This window comes from Pseudomonas sp. FG1, assembly GCF_034313875.1.
Lineage (GTDB): Bacteria > Pseudomonadota > Gammaproteobacteria > Pseudomonadales > Pseudomonadaceae > Aquipseudomonas > Aquipseudomonas veronii.
Genome location: NZ_JAVIWP010000001.1, coordinates 4,167,049 through 4,180,886, shown reverse-complemented (window position 1 = coordinate 4,180,886; position 13,838 = coordinate 4,167,049). Strand labels below are relative to the sequence as shown.

The 13,838-nt window shown below is 63.8% G+C and carries 8 protein-coding genes; 7 read left to right on the top strand and 1 reads right to left on the bottom strand.

Annotation, left to right across the window (positions count from 1 at the left end; translation table 11 throughout):
- Nucleotides 1-104 precede the first annotated feature (104 nt).
- On the bottom strand, nt 105-4,973 hold the full coding sequence (locus RGV59_RS19200; protein WP_126585569.1) for an NAD-glutamate dehydrogenase: 4,869 nt from the start codon (nt 4,971-4,973) through the stop codon (nt 105-107).
- Nucleotides 4,974-5,799: 826 nt separating this feature from the next.
- On the opposite strand from RGV59_RS19200, the gene RGV59_RS19195 reads away from it, so the two are divergent.
- From RGV59_RS19195 to RGV59_RS19165, 7 genes are all read left to right on the top strand, one after another.
- Nucleotides 5,800-6,150: a hypothetical protein gene (locus tag RGV59_RS19195; RefSeq protein ID WP_126585568.1), complete on the top strand. Its 351-nt coding sequence runs from the start codon at nt 5,800-5,802 to the stop codon at nt 6,148-6,150.
- Between the two features lie 148 nt (nt 6,151-6,298).
- Complete coding sequence (locus RGV59_RS19190) at nt 6,299-7,258, top strand: AAA family ATPase (protein WP_003218556.1); 960 nt, start codon at nt 6,299-6,301, stop codon at nt 7,256-7,258.
- A gap of 5 nt (nt 7,259-7,263) precedes the next feature.
- Nucleotides 7,264-8,196 carry a DUF58 domain-containing protein gene (locus RGV59_RS19185; RefSeq protein WP_017846483.1) on the top strand — a complete coding sequence of 311 codons (933 nt, stop codon included), beginning with the start codon at nt 7,264-7,266 and terminating at the stop codon, nt 8,194-8,196.
- Nucleotides 8,193-8,687, top strand: a complete 495-nt coding sequence (locus RGV59_RS19180; RefSeq protein WP_017846484.1) for a DUF4381 domain-containing protein — start codon at nt 8,193-8,195, stop codon at nt 8,685-8,687. Before RGV59_RS19185 ends, RGV59_RS19180 begins: the two co-directional genes overlap by 4 nt.
- Nucleotides 8,680-9,768 (top strand): vWA domain-containing protein, encoded by a 1,089-nt coding sequence (locus RGV59_RS19175; RefSeq protein WP_126585567.1) that lies wholly within the window; start codon nt 8,680-8,682, stop codon nt 9,766-9,768. Before RGV59_RS19180 ends, RGV59_RS19175 begins: the two co-directional genes overlap by 8 nt.
- The gene (locus RGV59_RS19170; protein WP_017846486.1) at nt 9,765-11,504 is read left to right on the top strand and encodes a tetratricopeptide repeat protein; all 1,740 of its coding nucleotides are present in this window, start codon (nt 9,765-9,767) and stop codon (nt 11,502-11,504) included. Before RGV59_RS19175 ends, RGV59_RS19170 begins: the two co-directional genes overlap by 4 nt.
- The gene (locus RGV59_RS19165) at nt 11,501-13,141 is read left to right on the top strand and encodes a BatD family protein (protein WP_017846487.1); all 1,641 of its coding nucleotides are present in this window, start codon (nt 11,501-11,503) and stop codon (nt 13,139-13,141) included. The genes RGV59_RS19170 and RGV59_RS19165 overlap by 4 nt, the downstream gene beginning before the upstream one ends.
- Nucleotides 13,142-13,838: the final 697 nt, after the last annotated feature.

Here is a 13,838-nt window from a genome sequence, read left to right as displayed (position 1 = left end):
TGAAAAAGGGGGATTGCCCCCGATAGTGGTGGATCAGTCATACCGGTGTTGACTGATCCATCGCTATCGGGGGCAAGCCCCTCCCACAGTTGTTTACCGCTCGATCAAACCGATGCCAGCACCGACTGACCGCTCAACGCCAGGTCCAGCAACTCACGGTTGGCCACCGCGTACATGGCGTAGTCCGTGCCGACCGCGGCACGGATTTCCACCATCATTGCGCGCCAGCGATCGGCCATGTCCTGGTGCTGCTCAAGCCACAGGGCCACGCGGGCTTCCATGTCTTGTGGCGCTTCGGCCATTTGCAGTACGGAAATGGTGATCGCCCGTTGCTGCCAGTCCACGTCGTCGCGGAAGGCTTCGCGGGCCTGGGCCTGCCAGTTGTTGGCGACCGGCAGATCGCTGATCTGCTGCAGGTACCATGGCAAGTCCAGGGCGCTGCCGACGGCGAAGTAGGCCTTGGCCACTTCGGCGGCGTCATGCCCGGTCACGTCGGCGGCTTCGATGATCGGCAGCAAGGTGTACAGGTGCGTCGTGCCTGCAACCATGCGTGCCAACAACTCCGGTACGCCGGCTTCGGTGTAGGCCTGGTAACGGGTCTGCCAGCCTTCACGGGTCGGGCCTTCGAGCAGTTCGTCGAGTTTGAGACCCAGTGCGGCCAGGTGCGGACCGAAGTGCGCGGTGTCACGCCCGGCATCCTGCTCGTTGCGACGGCTGCGCAGGAACCAGCGCGTGGCACGACGGCCCAGGCGCATCAGCTCGTCCATCAGCTCCAGTTGCACGTCGGCGGAGACCTGGTGGTCCAGGGCTTCGATCTGACGGAACCAGTGCGGGAGATGGAAAATGTCGCGCACGATCACATAGGCGCCCGCCACGTTGGCCGGGCTCATGCCGGTCGACTCTTTGAGCCGCTGCACAAAGGTGATGCCCATGTGGTTGACCAGGTCGTTGGCGATCTGGGTGCTGACGATCTCGCGCTTCAGACGGTGGCGACGCATCGCCTCGCCGAACTTGGCCACCAGGCTCGGTGGGAACGCGGTCTCCATGTCACGGGTCAGGTACTCGTCATCCGGCACCTGCGACTTGAGCAGGGCTTCCTTGAGGTCGATCTTGCTGTACGAGATCAGCACCGACAGCTCCGGACGGGTCAGGCCCTTGCCGGTGGCGGCGCGTTCGGTGAGCTGCTCCTCGGTCGGCAGATACTCGATGGCGCGGTCCAGCTTGCCACGGCTTTCCAGATCGCTCATCAGGCGTTTGTACTCGGCGGCACGCTCGTAGGCACGGCGGGCGGCCAGGGACAGGGCCTGGGTCTGCTTGTAGTTGTTGCCCAACACCAGGCTGCCGACTTCGTCGGTCATGCTCGCCAGCAACTGGTTGCGTTGCTTGTCGGTCATGTCGCCGGCCTGCACCACTTCGTTGAGCAGGATCTTGATGTTCACTTCGTGGTCGGAGCAGTCCACGCCGCCGGCGTTGTCGATGAAGTCGGTGTTCGAACCGCCGCCATTGAGGCCGAATTCCACACGCCCCAGTTGGGTCATGCCAAGGTTACCGCCCTCGCCCACCACCTTGCAGCGCAGCTCGTTGCCGTTGACGCGCAGGGCGTCGTTGGCCTTGTCGCCCACATCGGCATGGCTTTCGGTGCTGGCCTTGACGTAAGTGCCGATACCGCCGTTCCACAACAGGTCCACCGGCGCCTTGAGCAAGGCGTTCAGCAGTTCGGTCGGGGTCAGTTTGTCGGCCTGGATGTCGAAGCGTTCTTTCATCTGTGGCGAGATGGCAATGCTCTTCGCGCTGCGCGAGAAGATACCGCCGCCTTCGGACATGATGCTGGTGTCGTAGTCGCTCCACGCCGAACGCGGCAGCTCGAACATGCGCTGACGCTCGACGAAGTTGGTCGCCGGGTTCGGGTTCGGGTCGATGAAGATATGCAGGTGGTTGAAGGCCGCGACCAGTTGCAGCTTGTCGGACATCAACAGGCCGTTACCGAACACGTCACCGGCCATGTCGCCGACGCCGACCACGGTGATGCTGTCTTCCTGCACGTTGATGCCGCGCTCACGGAAGTGACGCTGCACACCGACCCAAGCACCCTTGGCGGTGATGCCCATTTTCTTGTGGTCGTAACCGGCCGAACCGCCGGAGGCGAATGCATCGCCGAGCCAGAAGCCGTAGTCGATGGCAATGCCGTTGGCGATGTCGGAGAACGTCGCGGTGCCTTTGTCGGCCGCGACCACCAGGTACGGGTCATCGCCGTCATGCCGCACGACGTTGACCGGCGGCACCAGGGCGCCATCCTTGAGGTTATCGGTGATGTCCAACAGGCCGGAAATGAAGATGCGGTAGCAGGCGATGCCCTCGGCCGCGATCTCGTCGCGGCTGCCGCCCAGTGGCAAGCGGCGCGGCAGGAAGCCGCCCTTGGCGCCCACCGGCACGATCACCGAGTTCTTCACTTGCTGGGCTTTTACCAGGCCGAGCACTTCGGTGCGGAAGTCTTCTTCACGGTCGGACCAGCGCAGGCCGCCGCGCGCGACATTACCGAAGCGCAGGTGGACACCCTCGACCCGTGGCGAGTAGACGAAGATTTCAAACTTCGGCACTGGCTTGGGCAGCTCGGGAATGGCCCGCGGGTCGAACTTGAAGCTGAAGTACGCCTTGTTCTGGCCGTTGGCGTCGGTCTGGTAGAAGTTGGTGCGCAGGGTGGCCTTGATCAGGTCGAGGTAGCGACGCAGGATGCGGTCTTCGTTGAGCACCTGAACCTCGTCCAGGGCGCTGAGGATCGCTTGTTCCAGGCGTTGCTGCTTGTCTTCCAGGTCGTCGGCGGTGAGCTTGCGCGCCAGGTAGAAGCGCGTCTTGAACAACCGGGTCAACTCGCGGGCGATGTCGGTGTGGTTGTTCAGGGTGCTGGCGATGTAACCCAGGTCGAAGCCCAGGCGGATCTGTTTCATGTAACGCGCGTAGGCACGCAGCAGCGCCACGTCGCGCCACGGCAGGCCAGCGGTGAGTACCAGGCGGTTGAACGCATCGTTCTCGGCATCGCCGTGGACGATATGCACGAACGCGTCCTGCAGGGTGTCGTTGAGCTGCTGGATATCCAGGTTCACGCCTTCGGCGGCGATGAACGCGAAATCATGGATCCAGAACTCACGGCCATTGGCATGACGCAGGCGGTACGGGAATTCGCCCAGCACGCGCAGGCCGAGGTTTTCCAGGATCGGCAATACGTCGGACAGCGCCAGCGGGGTGTCGGCATGGTAGAGCTTGCAATGCAGCTCACGCTGGCCGGACACCTGGCCCAGCGGCTGATAGAAGCTCATCACCAACGGGTTGGCTTCGGTGAGGCTGAGCAAGTGCTGCATGTCGACCACCGCCGAATGCGCAGCAAAACGCTCGCGGTAGCCGGCCGGGAAACCTTTCGGGAAATCCGCCAGCACGTTGGTGCCGTGGGCCTCGCCGAAGCTTTCGACCACCAGGCTGGAATAGTCGTCCTGCCAGCTGCGGCAGGCCTGCACCACTTCTTTTTCCAGTTGCAGCGGGTCGATGTCCAGGCGGTTCTTCGGGTCGACCCGCAGAATCAGTTGCACACGGGCCAGCACGGACTCGGAGAAGAACGTCCAGAATTCGCAGTCCGAGGCTTTCAGGCGATCCATCAGCACTTGCTGGATCTTCTGGCGTACTTCGGTGGAATAGATGTCGCGCGGCACGTAGGCCAGGCAGTAGCAGAAACGCCCGTAGGGGTCTTTGCGCAGGAACACGCGGATCTTGTTGCGTTCCTGGATCTGCACGATCGACATCACGGTGCTGAACAGCTCGTCGACCGGGGTCTGGAACAGGTCGTCACGCGGCAGTACTTCGACCACCTGCGCCAGTTCCTTGCCCAGGTGCGCCTTGGCCTGGAAGCCCGAGCGGCGTTCGATTTCCGCAACCTTGCGGCGGATATAAGGAATCACCCGCACGCTTTCGCCGTACACCGACGAGGTGTACAGGCCCATGAAGCGGCATTCCTTGATGACCTTGCCGTCGGCGTCGATCTCGCGGATCGACACGTAGTCCGGATAAGCCGGGCGATGCACGCGGCTCGGGTGGGCGGCCTTGGCGAACGACAACACGGTCGGCTCGCGCAGGTAGGACACGGCGTAGTCTTCGATGCGCAGGTCGTCGGCGGTAAGGCCGGCGCGCAGCAGCTTGGTCAGACCGAGGAAGGAGCTGGCGTCATATTCGATATGACCACCGTCCGCCTCGTCACGTACCACGAACTCTTCATAGCCGAGGAAGGTGAAGTGGTTGCCCACCAGCCATTCCAGGAAGTTCTTGATCTCGGCTTGTTCTTCGCCGTCGATGCTGAACCGGCTGGCGTCGATACCGACCAGCAGTTCCTGGACCTTGGCTTTCATCGGCTCGAAATCGGCCACGGCCACGCGCACTTCGCCCAGTACCTGCTCCAGCTCTTTGCTCAGCACGTTCAGTTCGGCGGCGTTGGCGCAGCGGTCGATTTCCAGGTACATCAGCGATTCTTGCTGGATGCCTTCGCCCTGGGTGCCCTTGGCCAGAATTTCCAGCAATTCGCCCTTGCTGCCACGGCGCGTGCTGAGCACGGTGGTTTGCAGGGTGTGGATGCTGTAGCCGCGGCGGTTCAGCTCGGTACGCACCGAGTCCACCAGAAATGGCAGGTCATGGTGCAGCACTTCGACCGCGGTGTGGGTCGACTGCCAACCATGACGTTCGTAATCGGGGTTGTAGACCCGCACCTGGGGTTCGGTGTGGTCGAAGCGCTCAAGCAGGCGCCAGGCAGACAGGGTGCAACCGGCCAGGTCGGAAAGGCGACGTTGGGTCAGTTCGTCCAGGGAAATGATGCCGAAAAATTGTTCAGCGAACAGCGCCACTTGTGGCAGTGCCTGTTCACTGATGTGCTGCGCCAGTGCCGCTTGCAGTTGATGCTGGAAGTCGGCCTTGCTGGCTGCGGTGAAGAACGCCATCTGTGGTACTCCGCTTGGGCTTGTTATTGATGGAAGCGTCGCGTGTTATCCCCTTGCGGGGAGACCGTCAGCCCTGTTCGCAGGTAACGATACAAGCACCATAAACGAATCAGGGTGACAGGTGGGTGAAGCTGGACAAGACGATCAGGTCACATACAACTTCCATTGGACATACACCTTGCCAGGCGACGGTGTGACGGGCAGGTCAGGCTCCCAGCAGTGAGCACATCCGTTGCGCAGCTTAACGAGAGTAGGAAGACAGCTGCTTGCGGCGCTGCGACATATTCGGTCATCGGCTGGCAACGAAGGGTTGCACAAAGGGCAACCACACACACCGAACTACAAAAAAGCCGGTCACCGGCGCTGATTTCAAGCCAATGATAGCTAACACACGCGAAGCCCGTCGGCACATACCTACGGCACATCAAGCAAGGGACCTCAGACATCAGGGAACTTTTCCTGCGCCAACCGCCAATCAAAAAAACACAGGGAGCGTGGTTTACCGACCGCCATCTATTGCAGGCCCGTCATGATTACGCCAACAGCACCCTCGCCCATCATTTCGCAACCCACCTCGTCACCGGATAACATCAATCCGCCGATTTCGTTCGCCGACAGCGGCGTATATTCTGCGCAATGGAATAAATATAACCAGGCGGCCCCCAGGCCACAGCCGACAGGCGTGCCACCGTTTAGATCGTCAACCTATAAAAAAGGCAAAATCGTTGTGCTCAAGCCATGACGCACTGATGAAATTCACACCGACATAAATATGGCGGCAGTGGCAAAATCCCCCTTTTGCGGCCAATAAACCCATAGGACTGCCATGCAATTGATCACTACCAACCTGATCGCCAACCCATGTGACGAAGAAGAAGACAACATGGCCATGCTCTGCTGCCATAGCGCTAAGGGCGAGATGTTCATACTGGCCCGTTACCCGGATGAAGACGAGGTGGAGCTGACCTGGGACGACGAACCATCGACCCTCGAGGGCCTGAAGGTCACGCTGAGTGACAGCACGTTGCTGATTGAGCTGGCGGCAGGCGATGCCGATGCGCTGGGCGGCAAGGATCACCTGGAGATTCTGCACAGCACCGCCCCTGAGGATATGGCTGAAGTTGAAGAAACCCTGCAGAACATTCTCATGGGCACAGGCACTTATATCCGTGCCTGAGGCTACTGACACACAAAATTCCTACACGTTTTGCGAAAAATACCCCGCGCGCCGTTAGTCGCCGCCCCCCCCGATGCATTAAAGTAAGCCCCCCAGGCCCGGCGTTTTTTCTCGACGCTCGGGCTCATCTCTCCAGGAACCGTCATCGATGGAACATCGTGAAGCGCTGCTTGCGCTGCGAACCTTTCTTTCTACGCAGATTCTCGGCCAGGAAAAACTCATCGAGCGCCTGCTGATTGCCTTGCTTGCCGACGGCCATATGCTGGTGGAAGGCGCGCCGGGCCTGGCCAAGACCAAGGCCATCAAAGAGTTGGCCGAAGGCATCGAAGCGCAGTTCCATCGTATCCAGTTCACCCCCGACCTGTTGCCCGCCGACATCACCGGCACTGAAATCTATCGCCCCGAAACCGGCAGCTTCGTGTTCCAGCAGGGGCCGATCTTCCACAACCTGGTGCTGGCGGACGAAATCAACCGCGCCCCGGCCAAGGTGCAGTCGGCCTTGCTCGAAGCCATGGCCGAGCGCCAGGTCAGTGTGGGTCGCAGTACTTACGAGCTGTCGCCGCTGTTTCTGGTGATGGCCACGCAAAACCCCATCGAGCAGGAAGGCACCTACCCACTGCCCGAAGCCCAGCTCGACCGTTTCCTGATGCACGTCAAGATCGGTTTCCCGGACGCGGCCGTCGAGCGGCGCATCCTGCAGCAGGCCCGTGGCGAGGCGCTCAACGGTGAAACCAAGCCTGAACGCCGCGTCAGCCAACAGGCGATCTTTGCCGCGCGCAAGGAAATCCTCGGGTTGTACATGGCCGATGCGGTGGAGGAATACCTGGTGCAATTGGTCATGGCCACGCGCACCCCGGCCAAATTCGACCCGGAAATGGCCGAGTGGATTGCCTATGGCGCCAGCCCCCGTGGCTCGATCGCCCTCGACCGTTGCGCCCGCGCCCACGCCTGGCTGGCCGGGCGAGACTTTGTCAGCCCGGAAGACATCCAGGCGGTGCTGTTCGACGTGCTGCGCCATCGCATCATTCTGTCGTTCGAAGCCGAAGCCGCCGGGATCGACCAGGACCGCGTGGTACAACGCATTCTCGACGTCGTAGCCGTCGCTTGAAATCGATGAACGCCAGCGATGGAGTGCGCGTCACGCTCAGTGAATTGATTGAGATGCGCCACCGCGTGCGTGAAGTGCAGCTGTTTTCCACGCCGAGCCAGCGCAGCCCGCTGATCGGCCTGCACCACTCCAAGCTGCGCGGGCGCGGGGTCGACTTCGACCAGGTGCGCGTCTACCAGGCCGGCGACGATGTACGCACCATCGACTGGCGCGTGACCGCGCGCACCCAGGAACCGCACACCAAGCTGTTCCACGAAGAGCGCGAACGCCCGATTTTCATCATGGTGGAGCAAAGCTGCCGCTTGTTTTTCGGTTCGGGGCAGATGTTCAAGTCGGTGCTCGCGGCCCAGGCGGCCAGCCTGATCGGCTGGGCGGCGCTGGGGCATAACGACCGCGTCGGCGGGCTGGTCTTCGGCGACAACGAGCACTACGAAATCAAACCGCGGCGCAGCAAACAGAGCCTGCTGCAACTGCTCAACCGCCTGGTGCGGGTCAACCAGAGCCTGAGCACCGAGAGCGGCCCCGAAACCGACGCCCTGGGCCTGGCCCTGCGCCGTGGCCGTGAAGTGCTGCGCCCGGGCAGCCTGGTGATCGTGATCTGCGACGAGCGCGCACTGACCGAAGGTGCCGAACAACAGCTGAGCCTGTTGTCACGCCATTGCGACCTGCTGCTGCTACCGATCTCCGACCCGCTCGACCACGCCCTGCCCGCCGCCGGGCTGCTGCGCTTTGCCGAACGCGGTGCGCAACTGGAACTGGACACGCTGAACTTCGATTTGCGCCAGGCCTACAAGGCCCAGGCCGAAGCGCGCAGCGCCCGCTGGGAACTGCTCGCGCAGAAACTGCGGGTATTGCTGATGCCCTTGAGCACCCAGAGCGAAATGGTCGAGCAACTGCGCGAATACCTCAACCCGCAACGCCCGGTTAAAAAGCAATGAGCAGCCTCGACCAACTCCAACCGCTGATCGCCCCACCGGCGATCGGTTTCTGGCCGCCTGCGCCAGGCTGGTGGCTGTTGCTGCTGGTGATCCCGCTGCTGGGCTGGGGCGTGTGGTGGCTGCGCCGTTTCCTGCCCACGCGGCGCCCCGTGTCCCGCGCCGAACAACCGCTCGACCCGCTGCGCATCGCCGCCCTGGCCGAACTGGCGCTGATGCCCAGACCCTACGACGGCGCACCCGCCGGGGCCTGGCTGCAGCAACTCAACGGCCTGCTCAAGCGCCTGTGCCGCAACGACTACCCCTACAGCCAGAGCCACACCCTCAATGGCCGCAAATGGCTGGCGTTTCTCGATAACCGCTGCCCCGCCGCCGGCCTCACACGCTGGATGGTGCTGGTGGAAGGCGCCTATAAGCCCGAATGCAAACTCGACGACAAAGCCATCGCCGGCCTGACCCAGGCCGTCGACACCTGGATTCGCAAACATGTTTGAGTTCGCTTGGCCGTGGATCTTCGCCCTGCTGCCGTTGCCCTGGTTGATGCGCCTGGTGCTGCCGGCGGCCGACAGCGGCGAGCCCGCGCTGAAAGTCAGCTACCTCAGCGACCTCGAAGGCCTGGCGGGCCGCCGCGCACGCTCGAACCTGCCCGGCTGGCGGCAACAGGCGCCTTTCGTCGTGCTGTGGCTGCTGCTGTTGACCGCCGCCGCCCGCCCGGAATGGCTCGGCGAACCGCTGCCGATTGCCGCCAGCGGCCGCGATCTGCTGGTGGCGGTGGACGTGTCCGGCTCCATGGATTTCCCCGATATGCACTGGGAGGACGAAGACGTCAGCCGCCTGACCTTGGTCAAGCACCTGCTCGGCGACTTCCTTGAAGGGCGCGAAGGCGATCGCGTCGGCCTGATCCTGTTCGGCAGCCAAGCCTACCTGCAAGCGCCGCTGACCTTCGACCGCCACACGGTACGCACCTGGCTGGATGAAGCGCGCATCGGCATCGCCGGCAAGAACACCGCCATCGGTGATGCCATCGGCCTGGCCTTGAAGCGCCTGCGCCAGCGCCCGGCGCAAAGCCGCGTGCTGATCCTGGTGACTGACGGCGCCAACAACGGCGGCCGGATCGACCCGCTGACCGCCGCGCGCCTGGCCGCCGAAGAAGGCGTGAAGATCTATCCGATCGGTATCGGCGCCGATCCTGAACAAACCGGTTCCCTCGGCGTGCTGGGCGTCAACCCGAGCCTGGACCTCGACGAACCGGCGCTCAAGGCCATCGCCGAGGCCACCGGCGGCCGCTACTTCCGTGCCCGCGATGGCGCAGAGTTGCAAGCGGTCAAGGAAACCCTCGACCAACTCGAACCGGTCGAACAGCAACCGACCCAGGCGCGCCCGGCCCAGGCGCTGTACAGCGGCCCCCTGGCATTGGCGCTGATCCTCAGCCTGTTGCTGGTGGTGCAGGAGCGCTGGCCGAACAACGCGCTGCAACGGCTGTTCAACAAACTGTCGACCAAGGGGCATTTTCTGCAACAGCACCCAGAATGGCGCCAGCGCCTCAAACGCCTGCGTTTGCGGAGGCGTCGATGATCGACCTGTGGCCGCACTGGTTCCGTCCCTGGTGGCTGTTGCTGCTGCCGCTGCTCGGCTGGTTGCTGTGGCAGCTGTGGCACCGGCAAAAGCGCGCCGGGCGCTGGCAGATGATCCTGCCGCCGGCGTTCCATGCCGTGCTGCTCAGCGGTGGCAATGGCCGTGAAAGCAAATCGCCGTGGGTGCTCCTCGGTATCGCCTGGCTGCTGGCAGTACTGGCCTTGCTCGGCCCCAGTTGGCAACGGGTGGAACAGACCAGCCAGAAGCCTTCCGACCCCTTGGTGGTGCTGCTCGAACTGACCCCGGAAATGCTCGCCACCGACAGCCCGCCCAGCCGCCTGGAGCAGGCACGGCGCAAGCTGTATGACTTACTGCAAGCGCGCAGCGACGCACAAACCGCCATCGTCGTGTATGCCGGCAGCGCCCACACCCTGGTGCCGCTGTCGGACGACCTGGCCACCAGCCGCAACCTGCTCGAAGCGCTACGCCCCTCGTTGATGCCCGAGCCCGGGCACCGCGCCGACCTGGCCGTGGAGAAAGCCCTCGGCCTGCTCAAGCAAGGCGGCCTCGGCCAGGGGCGTCTGCTGCTGATCGGCTCATCGCTGTCCAAGCAGGAACGCCAGGGCATCCGCTTGTTGCTGCAAGGCGGCCAGGCGCCAAGCCTGTCGATCCTCGGCATCGGTAGCCGCGAGGGCACGCCGGTGACCCTGGAGAGCGGCGAATTCCTCAAGGACGACCAAGGCGCCATCCTCGTGCCGCGCCTCGACAGCCCGACGCTCAAAGCCTTCGCCAGCGAAATGGGCGGCCGCTACCGTGCCGCGCGCCTGGACGACAAGGACCTGCGCCAACTGGGCATGCTCGACGCGCCGCAAGCCCTGCGCAACGACGGCCAACTGCTGCACCTCGACACCTGGGCCGACCAGGGTTACTGGCTGCTGCTGCCGCTGTTGCTGCTGGCCGCGTGCGCCGGGCGGCGTGGCTGGTTGTTCTGCTTGCCGTTGCTGCTGCTTGGCGCACCGCAGCCCAGTTATGCCTTCGAACTCCAGGACCTGTGGCTGCGCCCCGACCAGCAAGGCCAGTACCTGCTGAAGAAAAAACGCCCCGCCGAAGCCGCCGAACGCTTCCAAGACCCGCAATGGCAAGGCGTGGCGCTGTACGAAGCGGGTAACTACGCCGAAGCCATCAAGCGTTTTGCCGAGGGCAGTGACGCCTACTCTCACTACAATCGCGGCAATGCACTGGCCAGGTCCGGTGAGCTGGAAGCAGCCATCGATGCCTACGAACAGGCGCTGGAAGCCCAGCCCGATCTGCTGCCGGCCCTGAAAAACAAGGCCCTGGTGGAAAGCCTGATACAACAACAGGCGCAGCCCGAGCCGGCCCCGCCCGCAAAAAACGAAGATGACGAAACCACCCAACCCGGCCAAACTGCGCAACCGGGCGCCAGCGCGCAAAGTGCCACGGGTGGCGAGCAATCGCCGCAAAACCCGGGCGAAGCCGGCACCGCCGAGACCCAGGCCGGCGCCACGCCACAAGCGGGCGGCAATGACGTGCCGGGCAGCGAGCTGGAGGACGAGCAAACCACCACCCCGCCGTTGCGCCCCAGCGGCGCCAGCCTGGACGACGAACATCGCCAGGCCCTGGAACAATGGCTACAGGAGATCCCGGACAACCCCGGCGAACTGCTGCGGCGCAAATTCTGGTACGAACAGCAACAGCATCAGGACAAGACTCGATGAGCCGCCGCACCACCCTTCTGCTTCTGCTCGCGTTGTCGGCAAGCCACGCCCAGGCGGCGAACCTGGTCGCCAGCGTCGACCGCAGCCGCCTCAATTCCGGGGAAACGGTGGAGCTGACGGTGGAATCCGGCGACGTCACGCAGTTCGGCAAACCCGACCTGTCGCCGCTGGAGGCGCAGTTCGAAGTCAGCGGCACGCGCCAGATCAACCAACTCACCACCCTCGGCGGCGATAACCACGCCACCACGCGCTGGATCATTACCCTGCTGCCCAAGCAGAACGGCACCGTGGTGATCCCGCCGCTGCAAGTGGGCGAATACACGACCCAGCCGATCAGCCTGCAAGTACTGGAAACCACCAGCCAGGACACCAACGCCGAACTCGCGCCGGTGTTCGTCGAGTCCAACCTCGACCAGAACACCGTGTACGTGCAGGCCCAGGCCCTGTTGACAGTACGCGTGTATCACTCGGTGTCGCTGTACGACGACAGCAGCCTCACACCGCTGCAGATTCCCGATGCGCGCATCGAGCAACTGGGCGAATCACGCACCTACGAGAAGGTCATCAACAGCATTCGCCACGGCGTGATCGAAACCCGCTACGCGATCTACCCGCAGCACAGCGGCAGCCTGACGATTGCCGCCCAGACCTTCAGCGCGACCCTGGTGGAATCGCGCCCGCCGCAGGAGAACACGCTGCAGGGCACCAAGCCGGGCAAGCTGATCCACGTCAGCTCCGCGCCCCTCGAGCTGACGGTCAAGCCCAAGCCCGAGCTGTACCCCGCCGAGGCGCCGTGGCTGCCGGCACGCAGCCTGACCCTGAGCGAAAACTGGAACCCCGAGCCGGACCACGTGCAGGTCGGCGATTCCCTGACCCGCAGCCTGACGGTCAAGGCCGAGGGCCTCTCCAGCGCACAACTGCCGGCACTGCCGAGCACCGAGATCAATGGCCTGCGCCGCTATCCGGACCAGCCGGTAGTCGGCAACCAGAACAACGACCGTGGCCTGATCGGCAGCCGAGAAGACCGCGAAGCCCTGGTGCCCACCCGCGCCGGCGCGCTGGACTTGCCAGCGGTGGAAGTGGTGTGGTGGAACACCCATGAGGACCACCTCGAACGCACCCGCCTGCCCGCCCGCACGCTGCAAGTAGCGAATAACCCGAGCCTGGTGGTGGACACGCCCGCGACACCGACCGTGATCACCGCCCCCGACGATAGCCGCCTGTGGCTGTGGCAACTGAGCACCCTGCTCCTTGCCTGCACCACGTTGCTGGGTTTTGGCCTGTGGTGGCGCGCACGCCGCCAGCCGGCGGTGCAACGCGCGGCACAAACCGGCCCGAGCCCGCGCACCCTGCTCGACGACCTCAAGCGCGCGACCCAGGCCAACGACCCCCAGGCCACCCGCCAGGCCCTCGACGCCTGGGCCCGGCAACAACCGGAAACCCTGGCCGACATGGCGGCGCGCTTCGTGCCGCTGTCCGACGCGCTGGATGGGTTGAACGGCGCGCTGTACAGCGAAAGCGGCCATTATTGGCTGGGCGAAGAACTGTGGCGTGCGGTAAAAGCCATTCCAATGGCCGACCGCGAGCAAGACCCGACGACCGACACCACCAGCTTGCCGCCGTTGTATCCCAAATAGCCCCCCTGATACGTCACGAATCGAAAGTCGGGACGGGTGGTGGGCCAGTCAACACCGAGCAAGCGGACCCACCACGCCGATAGCGGTGTATCAGTCAATTATGATGTCGGCTGACACGCCGCCATCGGGGGCAAGCCCCTCCCACACTGGACCTGCGTCGTCTGGTCGACATATCCCGAACCTGTCCGACCGCGCCCTGGATTGCCTGCCAGCCAAGGCATAACGCACACCGCATACCCCTGTGGGAGGGGGCTTGCCCCCGATGGCGATCGCCCAGACAACACTGAGCAAGCGGACCACCACCATCGCAGGCAAGCCCCCTCCCACACTGGATCTGCGTCGCCTGGTCGACATAGCCCGAACCTGTCCGACCGCGCCCTGGATTGCCTGCCCGCCAAGACATAACGCACACCGCATACCCCTGTGGGAGGGGGCTTGCCCCCGATAGCGATGGGCCAGACAACACTGAGCAAGCGGACCACCACCATCGCAGGCAAACCACCTCCCACACTGGATCTGCGTCGTCCGATCTACATAGCCCGAACCCTGTCCTTCCGCGCCCTGGATTGCCTGCCCGCCAAGACATAACGCACACCGCATACCCCTGTGGGAGGGGGCTTGCCCCCGATGGCGATGGGCCAGACAACACTCAGCAAGCGGCCCCACCACCATCGCAGGCAAGCCGCCTCCCACACTG

Coding starts and splice junctions, on each gene's coding strand:
- RGV59_RS19200 (WP_126585569.1), bottom strand. CDS start 4,973: ATGGCGTTCTTCACCGCAGCCAGCAAGGCCGACTTCCAGCATCAACTG.
- RGV59_RS19195 (WP_126585568.1), top strand. CDS start 5,800: ATGCAATTGATCACTACCAACCTGATCGCCAACCCATGTGACGAAGAA.
- RGV59_RS19190 (WP_003218556.1), top strand. CDS start 6,299: ATGGAACATCGTGAAGCGCTGCTTGCGCTGCGAACCTTTCTTTCTACG.
- RGV59_RS19185 (WP_017846483.1), top strand. CDS start 7,264: ATGAACGCCAGCGATGGAGTGCGCGTCACGCTCAGTGAATTGATTGAG.
- RGV59_RS19180 (WP_017846484.1), top strand. CDS start 8,193: ATGAGCAGCCTCGACCAACTCCAACCGCTGATCGCCCCACCGGCGATC.
- RGV59_RS19175 (WP_126585567.1), top strand. CDS start 8,680: ATGTTTGAGTTCGCTTGGCCGTGGATCTTCGCCCTGCTGCCGTTGCCC.
- RGV59_RS19170 (WP_017846486.1), top strand. CDS start 9,765: ATGATCGACCTGTGGCCGCACTGGTTCCGTCCCTGGTGGCTGTTGCTG.
- RGV59_RS19165 (WP_017846487.1), top strand. CDS start 11,501: ATGAGCCGCCGCACCACCCTTCTGCTTCTGCTCGCGTTGTCGGCAAGC.